The organism is Micromonospora sp. MW-13 (genome assembly GCF_003434305.1).
Lineage (GTDB): Bacteria > Actinomycetota > Actinomycetes > Mycobacteriales > Micromonosporaceae > Micromonospora.
Genome location: NZ_QKKX01000075.1, coordinates 1 through 13,142 on the forward strand (window position 1 = coordinate 1; position 13,142 = coordinate 13,142).

The window sequence follows — 13,142 nt, forward strand, 5'->3', positions numbered from 1 at the left end:
TTCCCGGATCGCGACCGGGGCCGCTCCGGCGTGACCGCCCCAGTGCGGCCCCGGGGGCACCCGCTCAGGAGCGGGTCTGCACGTCCTCGCGGATCCGCCGCATGAGGCCACCGGCGGCGTCCACCGTGCGCCCCGGGAACATGGCCATCGCGACGCTGCCGTGGTCCGCCCAGCCGCAGACGGCGAAGTCGCCGCCGTCGCCGCTGGTGGTGCCGCACTTCATCACCCCACCGAACCCGCCCGCCGGCACCTCGCGCAGCCCGGTGACCTTCCCGGTCTCGTCGGCCATCAGGCCGAAGAGGGTGTCCAGGTCACGTTCGGGCTGCCACAGCAGGGTGGTGCCGCCGAAGATCAGCACCGAGCGCCTGTCGTCCGCCGGGTCGCGGTACACGGCACCGAGGCTGCGATCCAGGTCGATGTCGGCGGCCAGCCCGGCGCGCAGGTAGTCGGCGGTGCTGCGGGCCCGCTCGCTGTCGTCGCGTTGCAGCCCGGCGACGGTGGCCGGGGCGGCCAGCCGGGCGTCCTTCTGCTGCGCCACCCGCCAGCCGGCGACGCCCAGCGCCCCGATGCCGGCGAGGCCCGCCGCCAGGACCACCGTGAGGGCGATCCGTCGGCGCCGGGACCGGGGACCGCGCCGCCCGGCGGCGTCCTCCGGGTCCCGGTTGCTGAGCCGGATCGGTTCCTCGGTGAGGTTGATCGGCTCTGGCTCGTCGGCGAGCGGTCGCTCGGTGAGATGTGCGTCGGACATAGCCGACACCGTACGCGAAGGGCAGGTGGCGCACGTCGGGTCCGCGGAAGCGCTCCGTAGACTTTCAGGGTGACCGAGAGACTGGATGCCCGACGCCCCGACGCCCCGACCCTGCCCGCCCAGTACCAGCCCGGCGAGGTAGAGCAGCGACGGTACGAGCAGTGGGTAGCCGCCGGGCACTTCCGGGCGTCGGCCCGCAGCGACAAGCCGCCCTTCGCCATCGTCATCCCGCCGCCCAACGTGACCGGCTCGCTGCACATGGGCCACGCGTTCGAGCACACCCTGATGGACGCCCTGACCCGGCGCAAGCGGATGCAGGGCTTCGAGGCGCTCTGGCTGCCGGGCATGGACCACGCCGGTATCGCCACCCAGAACCTGGTCGAGCGGCAGCTTGCTGGCGAGGGCCTGTCCCGCCACAACCTGGGCCGGGAGAAGTTCGTCGAGCGGGTGTGGCAGTGGAAGGCCGAGTCCGGCGGCGCGATCCTGGGCCAGATGCGCCGCCTCGGCGACGGGGTCGACTGGGACCGCGAGCGCTTCACCATGGACGCGGGGCTGTCCCGGGCCGTGCAGACCATGTTCAAGAAGCTCTTCGACGACGGGTTGATCTACCGGGCCAACCGGATCATCAACTGGTGCCCGCGCTGCCTGACCGCCCTGTCCGACATCGAGGTGGAGCACACCGACGACGACGGTGAGCTGATCTCGATCCGGTACGGCGACGAGGTCGTGGTGGCCACCACCCGCGCCGAGACGATGCTCGGCGACACCGCGGTGGCGGTGCACCCCGACGACGAGCGGTACCGGCACCTGATCGGCACCGAGGTCGCCCTGCCGCTGACGGACCGGCGCATCCCGATCGTCGCCGACGAGCACGTCGACCCGAGCTTCGGCACCGGCATGGTGAAGGTGACCCCCGCGCACGACCCGAACGACTTCGAGATCGGCCAGCGGCACGACCTGCCGGCCCTGACGATCATGGACGAGCGCGGCATCATCACGGCGCCGGGCCCGTTCGAGGGCCTGGACCGGTACGAGGCCCGCCCGGCGATCGTCGCCGCGCTGCGCGAGCAGGGCCTGATCGTGGCCGAGAAGCGGCCGTACGTGCACGCGGTGGGCCACTGCTCGCGGTGCAGGACCACGGTCGAGCCGCGGCTGTCGTTGCAGTGGTTCGTCAACACCACGCCGCTGGCCAAGGCGGCCGGGGACGCGGTGCGCGACGGCCGGGTGAAGGTCGAGCCGGCCGAGCTGGCCAAGCGCTACTTCGCCTGGGTCGACAACATGCACGACTGGTGCATCTCCCGCCAGCTCTGGTGGGGCCACCGCATCCCGGTCTGGTACGGCCCGGACGGCGAGATCGTCTGCGTCGGCCCGGACGAGGAGCCGCCGGCCGGCGAGGGCTGGCACCAGGACGAGGACGTCCTGGACACCTGGTTCTCCAGCGGCCTGTGGCCGTTCTCCACCCTCGGCTGGCCGGAGCAGACCCCGGACCTGGCGAAGTTCTACCCGACCAGCGTCCTGGTCACCGGGTACGACATCCTGTTCTTCTGGGTCGCCCGGATGATGATGTTCGGCCTCTACGCGATGGACGGCCGGCAGCCGTTCGACGTGGTCGCCCTGCACGGGATGGTGCGCGACGAGCACGGCAAGAAGATGTCGAAGTCGTTCGGCAACGTGGTCGACCCGCTGGACTGGATCGACCGGTTCGGCGCGGACGCCACCCGGTTCACCCTCGCCCGGGGCGCCAACCCCGGCCAGGACGTCCCGGTCAGCGAGGACTGGTGCCAGGGCTCCCGCAACTTCTGCAACAAGCTGTGGAACGCCACCCGGTTCGCGCTGATGAACGGTGCCAACACCGGCGGTCCGCTGCCCCCGGCCGAGCAGCTCTCCACCGTCGACCGGTGGATCCTGTCCCGGCTGGCGCACGTCACCGCCGAGGTGGACGAGCAGTTCGAGGCGTACGAGTTCGCGAAGGTCTGCGACCTGCTGTACCACTTCGCCTGGGACGACGTCTGCGACTGGTACGTGGAGTTGAGCAAGCCGGTGCTCGCCGAGGGCGGGGCGGCGGCCGACGCCACCCGGCGCGTGCTCGGGCACGTGCTGGACCAGCTCCTGCGGCTGCTGCACCCGGTGATCCCGTTCGTCACCGAGGAGCTGTGGATCGCGCTGACCGGCGGGGAGACGGTGCTGACCGCCGCGTGGCCGGTCGCCGACCGTACCGGGATCGACGACGCCGCGGAGGGCGAGGTCGGCACCGTCCAGCGGGTGGTGACCGAGATCCGGCGGTTCCGCTCGGACCAGGGCCTGCGGCCCACCCAGCGGGTGGTCGCCCGGCTCGACGGCCTGGCCGGCGCGGGCATCGCCGCCCACGAGCGGCTGGTCCGCTCGCTGGTCCGGCTCGACCCGGCCGGCGACGACTTCCAGGCCAGCGCGACCCTGGCCATGCCCGGCGAGGTGAGCGTCGCGCTGGACACCCGGGGCTCGATCGACGTGGCCGCCGAGCGGGCCCGGCTGACCAAGGACCGCGCCGCCGCCGAGAAGGAGGTGGCGCAGGCCCGCGCGAAGCTGGACAACCCGGCGTTCGTGGGGAAGGCCCCGGAGCCGGTGGTCGCCAAGATCCGTGGTCGGCTCGCCACCGCCGAGGCCGACCTGGTCCGCATCGACGCCGCTCTGGAGGCGCTGCCCTCGTGACCGACCGTAACGATCGCACCCACCGCGCCGCTCGCGACGGCGGCGGCGACCGCGGCGAGTTCGCCGCCGTCGACGCCGAGCTGGCCGCGCGCGGGTTCACCCGCATGCACTTCGAGCTGGACCGGATCGAGACGCTGCTCGACCTGCTCGGCAGCCCGCAGCGGGCGTACCCGTCGATCCACCTGACCGGGACCAACGGCAAGACCTCGACCGCCCGGATGATCGACTCGCTGCTGCGGGCGTTCGGGCTGCACACCGGCCGGTACACCAGCCCGCACCTGGAGACCGTCCGGGAGCGGATCAGCCTGGACGGGGAGCCGGTCAGCGAGGAACGCTTCGTGGCCACGTACCGCGAGGTGGTGCCGTTGGCCGAGCTGGTCGACCAGCGTTCCGCCGAGCCGCTGACCTACTTCGACCTGACCACCGCGCTGGCGTTCGCCACCTTCGCGGACGCCCCGGTCGACGTCGCGGTGGTCGAGGTGGGCCTCGGCGGGGCGGAGGACGCCACCAACGTGATCCAGGCCGGCGTCGCGGTGCTCACCCCGATCGGGCTGGACCACACCGAGTGGCTGGGCGACACCCTCCAGGACATCGCCCTGCACAAGGCCGGGATCATCCACAAGGGGGCCACGGTCGTCTGCGCGGCGCAGGAGGAGGAGGCGGCCCGGCCGATCCTGGAGCGCTGCGCCGAGGTCGGCGCGACGGTCGCCCGCGAGGGGTCGGAGTTCGGCGTGCTGCGCCGTTCGGTGGCGGTCGGCGGCCAGGTGCTCAACATCCAGGGCCTCGGCGGGGTGTACGAGGAGGTCTTCGTCCCGCTGCACGGCGCGCACCAGGCGCAGAACGCGGCGGTGGCGCTCGCCGCCGTGGAGGCGTTCCTCGGGGCCGGGGCGAACCGGCAGCTCGACGTGGAGGCCGTCCGGGAGGGCTTCGCCACCGCCAGCTCGCCCGGCCGGCTGGAGAAGGTGCGCACCGCGCCGACGATCCTGCTCGACGGGGCGCACAACCCGCACGGGATGGCGGCCACGGTGAGCGCCGTCCAGGAGGAGTTCGCGTTCAGCAAGCTGGTCGGTGTGCTCGCCGTGCTCGGCGACAAGGACGCGGCGAGCCTGCTGGAACTGCTGGAGCCGGTGCTCGACTCGCTGGTGGTCACCCGCAACAGCTCGCCGCGGGCGATGCCGGCCGACGAACTGGCCGCGCTGGCCCGGGAGGTCTTCGGGGCGGACCGGGTGGAGGTGGCCGAGGAGATGCCCGAGGCGATCGAGGCGGCGGTGGCCGAGGCCGAGTCCGACGTCCCCGGCGAGCTGTCCGGGGTCGGCGTGCTGATCACCGGGTCGGTGGTGACCGTGGCCGACGCCCGCCGGCTGCTGAAGCGATGACCGCCCCGGACCCCGACCGCCAGGCGGAGGACGCCGGCGACGGGGCGGGTCAGCGGCGCTCCGGGCTACGCAACCCCGAGGGGGCGGTGCGCGGCCTGGGCGCCGGGACACTCGGCCTGGAGGCGCTGGTGCTGCTGCTCGCGATCCAGCCGATCCGGGTGGTCGGCGGGGAACTCAGCGGCGCGGCCGTCGCGGTGATCGTGGCGCTGGCCGTGACGGCGGTGGTGCTCGCCGGAATGATGCGCCGGCGGTGGGCCTGGCACGCCGGCACGGTGCTCCAGGGGGCGCTGCTGCTCGCCGGGCTGCTGCACTGGTCGCTCCTGGTGCTGGGGATCATCTTCGCCCTGGTCTGGGGGTACGCCCTGCACGTGCGCCGGGTGATCCTCGGCCGCTGAGCCACCGCCCGCCGGGGTGGGCGTGGCGGCAGCGGGGCGGTGGTCAGGGCGGGCCTGCGGCGCGGGATCCGGTGCCGGGCTGCCTGGTCCCGTCCCGCCGCTCAGGCGTCGGCGCGGGTGCGCCACTGGGTGAGGGCGACGCCGTGGCCGTCCGGGTCGCGGAAGGCCGCCGCCCAGACCTCCAGCTTGGTGCCCCGGTTCACCACCCGGGGGGCGTACGTGAAGCGGACGCCGGAGTCGCGCAGTCGCTCGTACGCGCCCTGGATGTCGTCGACCTCCAGGTTGACGTGGACCAGGCGGCGGCTCATCGGGGCGGCGCCGGTGACCTCGCGCAGCACCAGCCGGGTCGCCCCGGAGGCGAGCACGGCGTTGCCGGTGCCCCGGTCGACCTCCTCGAAGCCGAGGGTGTCCCGGTAGAACTCCAGCGACCGGTCCAGGACGGTGACCAGCAGGGTGATGCCGACCCCGCTGATCGGGGCCGCCGCGTCGACGGCCTCGGCCTCCGGGTCGTAGCCGAAGATCGCCTCGTCCAGCTCGTGCTGGTCGGGGGCCGGCCCGGGGCGCGGGGCCGGGTCGTCCAGCGGCACGTCGATGGGGTCGGCCGGGGCGCCCGCGTCGATGGTCTCGACGGCGACGGTCGGCTCGAAGCGTTCGTCGGCCGGCGGGCGGGGGGCCGGGGTGGCCCGCCGGGGCAGCGGGCCGGGGGCCGGCTCCACCACCGTCCCCTCCAGCACGACCGGGCCGCCCGGACGCTGGTGCATCACGACCGGCTCCCGGCCCTCCGGCAGCGGGCCGAGGTCGTCGTCGCGCAGCGGGTCGGGCCCAAGCGGGTCACGCAGGTCGTCGGGGAAGCCGGGCGGGTCGCGGAGATCGTCGCGGAAGTCGTCGTCCGGATTGCGGCCGGCCCACGGCGGCGCCTCCTGCTGGATCAGCACCTCGTCGACCGGGTCGGCGCCGGCGTACTCGGGCGGGAGGTCGGCCATCGTCGCCGCGGCGGTCTCGGCGTGCGTGGGCACCTCGTCCCAGAGGACGCGGACGTGCCGCTGGTCGTCAAGGGCCACCCGGATCGGCAGGGCCTGCCCGATCGAGGGCCACTTCGCCACCGGGACCCGCGGCTCGATGATCTTCTTCGACCGGGGCGGCAGGCCGGGCGCGTCGATGACGAGCTGCAACTCGCACCGGCCGAACGCGTACGCGCTGGGCGGCTCGGAGGCGCTGTGCACGTGGCCGACGCCGACCACCCAGGTCCGGCCGCCGCCGCGCACCGTGGCCAGCGCGATCGCCAGCACCAGCAGGGCCACCCCGAGCGCCACGATCGCCCAGCTGGTCATGCCCAGCCCGAACAGGACCACGAAGGTCGCCACGGTGCCCAGCACCGCCGCGATGAGCTTGCGTACCGGCGCGATGGGTCGGTTCCCGCCATTCGCCACTGTGGACCTCCCAGGGGTCAAGGGCCAGGCTAGGCCGGATCGGCGACCCAGGGAATAGCGCAGCCGCCGCGCCGGCGCCCGCACCGGGTCGCTAGGCTGACCGTACCCAGCCGAGCCGCCTTCCGCGCACAGGAGGAACCCAGCGTGTCCAGCAGCAGCCCGGACGAGCGCACCCTCGTCCTGATCAAGCCCGACGCGGTCCGCCGTGGCCTGGTCGGTGAGATCCTCTCCCGCTTCGAGCGCAAGGGCCTGCGGATCGACGCCATGGTGTCCCGGACGATGGACGGCGACTTCGCCGACCAGCACTACGCCGAGCACGTCGAGAAGGCCTTCTACCCGCCGCTGAAGGGGTTCATGACCAGCGGTCCGCTGGTGGCCGTGGTGCTCTCCGGCGACCAGGTCATCGAGGTGGTGCGCGGCATGATCGGCAGCACGGACGGCCGCAGGGCCGCCGCCGGCACCATCCGCGGCGACCTCTCCCTGTCCAACCGGGAGAACCTGGTGCACGCCTCCGACTCGACCGACAGCGCCAAGCGCGAGATCGCGCTCTGGTTCCCCGAACTGGGCTGACGGCTTTCCGACGCCGGGCGCGGCGGGGTGGGCCCGGCCGCCGGCTCACCCGGCCAGCCGGGTGAGCTTCTCCGGCCGCCGGTCATCCCGCCGCCGCCGGGGCGGTGAATAGTCGGAGGCGGGCGCCGGGGCGGGTCGCGTATTGTTGGGGGACCAGGCGACGACCCGGCCATCACCGGCGAGCCTCCGGAAGAACAGCCGGCTCACCCCGGCCCAGTAGAACCGGACGGGTCCGGCCCGTCACAGCCGGCCAACGAGCGGGCGGTCGATCCTGACCGCCAAGCGGGGTGGTACCGCGGGCCCGCCCCGGGCGCCGGCGACGGCGTACCGGAGGGGCTCGTCCTCGCAGACCACACGACCAGTGAGGTCGACGGCTCCGGGCCGTCACGCGGCGTCAGCCGCGCCGAGCCGGAGTTGTCGCGACGCGAGGAGAGCGACTCCCGATGGCCTATCCGTTGCACGACCCGACCGCCGCCGGCGTCCCGGCGAGCCCGGACCTGCCCGCGGTCGAGCGCCGGGTCCTGGAGCACTGGGCGGCCGACAAGACCTTCGAGGCCTCGGTGGAGGCCCGGGGCGCCGGCCGCGACGGGGACAACGAGTACGTCTTCTACGACGGCCCGCCGTTCGCCAACGGCCTGCCGCACTACGGCCACCTCTTCACCGGGTACGTCAAGGACGCGGTGCCGCGCTACCAGACCATGCGCGGGCGTCGGGTGGAGCGGCGCTTCGGCTGGGACTGCCACGGCCTGCCCGCCGAGGTGGTGGCCGAGAAGCAGCTCGGCATCACCAGCAAGGCGGAGATCCTCGACCTCGGCGTGGCCCGGTTCAACGAGGCGTGCCGCAGCTCGGTGCTGGAGTTCACCCAGGACTGGGAGCGGTACGTCACCCGGCAGGCCCGCTGGGTCGACTTCGCCAACGACTACAAGACCCTCGACCTGGACTACATGGAAAGCGTCATGTGGGCCTTCAAGACCCTGCACGACAAGGGTCTGGTGTACGAGGGCTTCCGGGTGCTGGCGTACTGCTGGCGGTGCGAGACCCCGCTGTCGAACACCGAGACCCGGATGGACGACGTCTACCGGGACCGGCACGACCCGACCCTGTCGGTCTGGTTCGAGCTGACCGCCGACGGGAACGCGCCGGAGCTGGTGCGGGGGCCGGTGCGTCTCGGCGTGTGGACCACCACGCCGTGGACCCTGCCGTCGAACCTGGCGCTCGCCGTCGGCCCCGACATCGACTACGCGGTGCTGGAGCGCGACGGCCAGCGGTACGTGGTGGGCGCGGCGCGGCTCGGCGCGTACGCCAAGGAGCTGGACGGCTACGAGCAGGTCGGCACCGTGCGCGGCGCGGACCTGGTCGGGCGCCGGTACACCCCGCTGTACGACTTCCTCGTCGAGCGGGCCGGCGAGAACGCCTACCAGGTGCTCGGCGCGGAGTTCGTCACCACCGAGGACGGCACCGGGATCGTCCACCTGGCCCCCGCCTTCGGCGAGGACGACCAGAACGTGTGCAACGCGGCCGGCATCCCGACCGTGGTCACGGTGGACGACCACACCCGGTTCACCGCGCTGGTCCCGCCGTACCAGGGCGAGCAGGTGTTCGACGTCAACAAGCCGGTGATCCGGGAGTTGAAGGAGCGGGGGGTGGTGCTCAAGCAGGACACCTACACCCACTCGTACCCGCACTGCTGGCGCTGCGACACCCCGCTGGTCTACAAGGCGGTGTCGTCCTGGTTCGTCGCGGTGACCAGGTTCAAGGACCGGATGGTCGAGCTGAACCAGCAGATCAACTGGACCCCGGGGCACATCAGGGACGGCTCGTTCGGCAAGTGGCTGGCCAACGCCCGGGACTGGTCGATCAGCCGGAACCGGTTCTGGGGCTCGCCGATCCCGGTGTGGCGCTCCGACGACCCGAGCTACCCCCGGACGGACGTGTACGGCTCGCTGGAGGAGATCGAGCGGGACTTCGGCGTACGGCTGACCGACCTGCACCGGCCGGCGGTGGACGACCTGGTCCGCCCCAACCCGGACGACCCCACCGGGAAGTCGGTGATGCGCCGGGTGCCGGAGGTGCTGGACTGCTGGTTCGAGTCCGGCTCGATGCCGTTCGCCCAGGTGCACTACCCGTTCGAGAACGCCGACTGGTTCGAGCACCACTACCCGGGCGACTTCATCGTCGAGTACATCGGGCAGACCCGGGGCTGGTTCTACACCATGCACGTGCTGGCCACCGCGCTGTTCGACCGGCCGGCGTTCCGCAACTGCCTCAGCCACGGCATCCTGCTCGGCTCCGACGGGCGCAAGATGTCCAAGAGCCTGCGCAACTACCCGGACGTGTACCACGTCTTCGACGCGTACGGCTCGGACGCGATGCGCTGGATGCTGATGTCCTCGCCGGTGCTGCGCGGCGGGGACATGCCGGTCACCGAGGCGGGCATCCGGGACGCCGTCCGGCAGGTGCTGCTGCCGCTGTGGAACGTCTGGTACTTCTTCTCGCTCTACGCCAACGCCGACGGCCACACCGCGCGGCGCAGGACCGACTCGACGCACCTGCTCGACCGGTACGTGCTGGCGAAGACGAACGAGCTGGTCGCCACGGCGCAGGGGCAGCTCGACGCGTACGACATCTCCGGCGCCTGCGCCACCGTCCGGTCCTTCCTGGACGCGCTGACCAACTGGTACGTCCGCCGGTCCCGGGACCGGTTCTGGTCCGGTGACGCCGAGGCGTTCGACACGCTGTGGACGGTGCTGGAGACGCTCTGCCGGGTGGTGGCGCCGCTGGCGCCGCTGACCGCCGAGGAGATCTGGCGCGGCCTCACCGGGGAGCGGTCGGTGCACCTGACCGACTGGCCGGCCGCGGACGGGTTCCCGGCCGACCACGACCTCGTCGCCGCCATGGACGCCGTCCGGGACGTCTGCTCGGCGGCGCTGTCGCTGCGCAAGGCCAAGGGCCTGCGGGTGCGGCTGCCGCTGGCGCGGCTGACCGTGGCCTCGTCGGCGGCGGCGCAGCTACGCCCGTTCGCCGACCTGGTCGCCGACGAGGTCAACGTGAAGGTCGTGGAGTTCTCCGAGGAGGTGTCCGCGTACTGCCAGCAGGTGCTGACCGTGGTGCCCCGGGCGCTGGGGCCCCGGGTCGGCAAGCAGGTCCAGCAGGTGATCAAGGCGGTCAAGGCGGGGGAGTGGGAGCTGGTCGACGGCGCCCCGGTCGCCGCCGGGGTCACCCTCGCCGAGGGCGAGTACGAGCTGCGCCTGGTCGCCGCCGACGTGGAGCACTCCGCGCCGCTGCCCGGCGGCGAGGGCGTGGTCGTGCTGGACACCGGGGTCACTCCGGAGCTGGCCGCCGAAGGGCTGGCCCGGGACGTGGTCCGGGTGGTGCAGCAGGCCCGTCGGGACGCCGGCCTGGACGTCTCCGACCGGATCGCGCTGACGCTGTCGGCGTCGGCGGAGGTCCGGGCGGCCGTGTCGGCGTACACCGACTTCGTGGCCCGGGAGGTGCTCGCCGACACCGTCGACGTGACCGACGGGGTCACCGGCTTCACCGGCGAGGTCGGCGAGGGCGAACCGGTGACGGTGGCCGTCCGCCGGGTGTGAGATGTGGGGGAGGGGCCCGGTTCCGTGCCGGCCCCTCCCCGGCCGACCTCCGCCACGCGGCGGACGGCCGGCCACCCGTTCGGTCCGGCGTGACCGCGTCGGCTACCGTGACACCGCCCCGTTCAGTACGACCGCCGGAGGACCAGTGCCGCTGCTCTACACCATCGGCAGGCTCACCGTGGCGCCCGCGCTCCGGTTGGCCTTCCGACCGACCGTGGAGGGTTTGGAGCACATCCCGGAGACCGGCGGTGCCATCTTCGCCGGCAACCACCTCTCCGTCGCCGACGAGCTGTTCCTCGGCACGGTCGTGCCCCGACACCTGGCGTTCTGGGCCAAGTCGGAGTACTTCAAGGGCACCGGCCCGAAGGGCGCGTTCTCGAAGTTCGTGCTCACCGGGCTGGGGGCCATCCCGGTCGAGCGGGCCGGCGGCCGGGCCGCGCTGTCCGCGTTCGACGCGGCGATCCCGGTGCTGAAGGCCGGTGACCTGGTCGCCGTCTACCCGGAGGGGACCCGCTCGCCCGACGGCCGGCTCTACCGTGGCCGCACCGGGGCCGCCCGGCTGGCGGTCGCTGCCGGTGTCCCGATCATCCCGGTCGGCATGATCGGCACCGACAAGGCGCAGCCGATCGGCACCAGGGTGCCCCGGCCGGGCCGGGCGGACATCGTCGTGCGGTTCGGCAAGCCACTGGACTTCACCGGCCGCCCGGACGACCGGACCTCGCTGCGGGAGATGACCGACGAGGTGATGAGCGAGATCCAGAAGCTCACCGGCCAGGAGTACGTGCCGCGCCACACCCCGCCCCGCGCGCATCCGTCGGCCGAGGGCGAGCCGCCGGCCCGGGCCTGACCGGCCCACCACCCCGCGCGGCCACGGTGGGTCGTTGCCGCGCCGCCTCTCCCGGGCGCCGACCGCATCGACGTCGGCGAGCCGGTCGAGCCGCTTCCTGACGCGGGCCGTCCGGGCATCGTCGCGGCTGCGGACCGCCGGGGGCTCAGCCCGCCGCGCCGGTGCCCTGGTGGGGCGTGACGATCTGCTCGCGCATGGTGTCCAGCAGTCGGGCGCTGTCGTCGACGGAGAGCTGGGTGAACACGCCGGTGGTGAGGCTGCCGTGGTCGACCGAGGTGCAGACCACCACGTCGGTACCGTCGAGCGCGCCGACGGCGCAGCGCTCGAACCGGCCCCGGACGCCGGTCTCCACCACCTGCTTCTCCCGGAGCTGGTAGGGCTGCGTCAGCCGGGTCAGCTCGTCGTCCGCGTCGCTCTCCGGGGTCAGCCGGAACCCGGTGCCGCCGAACACCGCCACCGGCTTGCCCGCCGATGAGGTGTACACGCCGGCGAAGGTGTCCTCGGTCAGCACGTGCGCCTGGCGTACCCCGTTCTCCAGTTCCCTCGCGACGGCCTGGCTGCGGGCGTCGTCCCGCAGCGACAGGTCGGAGATCTGTTGCGGCAGCGCGGCCTTCGCCGGGTACTGCTCCCACATCGGCTTCACCCAGTAGGCCGGGCAGCCGCAGCAGCAGGCGATGCTGAGCAGCAGCACCCACGGCCAGCGCCGACGGCGCCGGCGGGGGGCCCTCGGCGCGATCGGCGGCGTCGGCGGTGGGGCCGGCCGGCTCGGCGGCGGCTGGGGCAACGCGACCGGCCGGGCCGGCGGCAGGTGGCGCGGCGGGGCCGGCGGCGACACCTGACGCGGCGGGGTCGGCGACACGTGACGCGGCGGGGTCGGCGACACGTGACGCGGCGGGGTCGGCGACACGTGACGCGGCGGGGTCGGCGGCGACACCTGACGCGGCGGGGCGGGCGGCGACATCTGACGGGTCGGCGTCAGTGGCCGGGCCACGGGCGGCGGCGGGCTGACGGGCCGGGCCGCGGGCGAGACCGGCCAGGCCCCCTGCGGTGGGGTGGCCGGATGGGCCGACGGCGGCGGGGTCGCGGGCCCGACGACGGGCGCCGAGCCGGCGGCCGGCCCGGGGTACCGCCCGGTGGCCGGCGGCGTCGGGTACGACAGCGTCGGCGGCAGCGGTGGCAACTCGGCGGAGTGCAGGTCCCAACTGCCGGTGTCCACGCCGGCCCACGGGTCCACCGGCACCTGGCTCTCCGGGGGCGGCAGCGGGCCGTGCCCGACCGGGGCGGGTGGCGGCGGGGTGGGCTCCGCCGACTCGCCCCAGCTCCGTTTGCGGTGCGGCGGTGGTGGGACCGGCGCGGAGCCGCTCCACCTTGGCGACGGCGGTGCGGCGGCGGGGTCGACGGTGGTCCGGTCCGGCCGGGCGTCGACCTTCGTCGGGTCGGGGGCGACCGCCCGGGCCGGCCCACCGCCGCCCCGCGCCGGGTCCGGGCCGGCCCGTCC

8 protein-coding genes and 1 pseudogene are annotated in these 13,142 nt (G+C 73.8%); 6 read left to right on the plus strand and 3 right to left on the minus strand.

Annotation, left to right across the window (positions count from 1 at the left end; genetic code table 11):
* Positions 1 to 64: 64 nt before the first annotated feature.
* Positions 65 to 748 carry a hypothetical protein gene (locus tag C5N14_RS27870; RefSeq protein WP_117672333.1) on the minus strand — a complete coding sequence of 228 codons (684 nt, stop codon included), beginning with the start codon at positions 746 to 748 and terminating at the stop codon, positions 65 to 67.
* Between the two features lie 69 nt (positions 749 to 817).
* Here C5N14_RS27870 and C5N14_RS27875 point away from each other — a divergent pair, with 69 nt between their 5' ends.
* The 3 genes from C5N14_RS27875 to C5N14_RS27885 all read left to right on the plus strand — a co-directional run bounded on the left by C5N14_RS27875 (position 818) and on the right by C5N14_RS27885 (position 5,207).
* Positions 818 to 3,436, plus strand: coding sequence for a valine--tRNA ligase (locus tag C5N14_RS27875; RefSeq protein WP_117672335.1), 2,619 nt, complete (start codon positions 818 to 820; stop codon positions 3,434 to 3,436).
* A gap of 104 nt (positions 3,437 to 3,540) precedes the next feature.
* Positions 3,541 to 4,812: a folylpolyglutamate synthase/dihydrofolate synthase family protein gene (locus C5N14_RS27880; RefSeq protein ID WP_243640109.1), complete on the plus strand. Its 1,272-nt coding sequence runs from the start codon at positions 3,541 to 3,543 to the stop codon at positions 4,810 to 4,812.
* Complete coding sequence (locus C5N14_RS27885) at positions 4,809 to 5,207, plus strand: DUF4233 domain-containing protein (RefSeq protein ID WP_117672339.1); 399 nt, start codon at positions 4,809 to 4,811, stop codon at positions 5,205 to 5,207. Before C5N14_RS27880 ends, C5N14_RS27885 begins: the two co-directional genes overlap by 4 nt.
* 101 nt (positions 5,208 to 5,308) lie before the next feature.
* Here C5N14_RS27885 and C5N14_RS27890 read toward each other — a convergent pair whose 3' ends face one another.
* On the minus strand, positions 5,309 to 6,637 hold the full coding sequence (locus C5N14_RS27890) for a VOC family protein (protein ID WP_117672341.1): 1,329 nt from the start codon (positions 6,635 to 6,637) through the stop codon (positions 5,309 to 5,311).
* A gap of 144 nt (positions 6,638 to 6,781) precedes the next feature.
* Here C5N14_RS27890 and ndk point away from each other — a divergent pair, with 144 nt between their 5' ends.
* From ndk to C5N14_RS27905, 3 genes are all read left to right on the plus strand, one after another.
* Complete coding sequence (gene ndk, locus C5N14_RS27895; protein WP_117672343.1) at positions 6,782 to 7,207, plus strand: nucleoside-diphosphate kinase; 426 nt, start codon at positions 6,782 to 6,784, stop codon at positions 7,205 to 7,207.
* Between the two features lie 443 nt (positions 7,208 to 7,650).
* Positions 7,651 to 10,797 (plus strand): isoleucine--tRNA ligase, encoded by a 3,147-nt coding sequence (ileS, locus tag C5N14_RS27900; RefSeq protein WP_117672345.1) that lies wholly within the window; start codon positions 7,651 to 7,653, stop codon positions 10,795 to 10,797.
* A gap of 145 nt (positions 10,798 to 10,942) precedes the next feature.
* Complete coding sequence (locus C5N14_RS27905) at positions 10,943 to 11,644, plus strand: 1-acyl-sn-glycerol-3-phosphate acyltransferase (RefSeq protein ID WP_117672347.1); 702 nt, start codon at positions 10,943 to 10,945, stop codon at positions 11,642 to 11,644.
* A gap of 145 nt (positions 11,645 to 11,789) precedes the next feature.
* Here the strand turns inward: C5N14_RS27905 and C5N14_RS33495 are convergent.
* Positions 11,790 to 13,142 (minus strand): annotated as a pseudogene (locus tag C5N14_RS33495) (hypothetical protein); the annotation flags it as partial.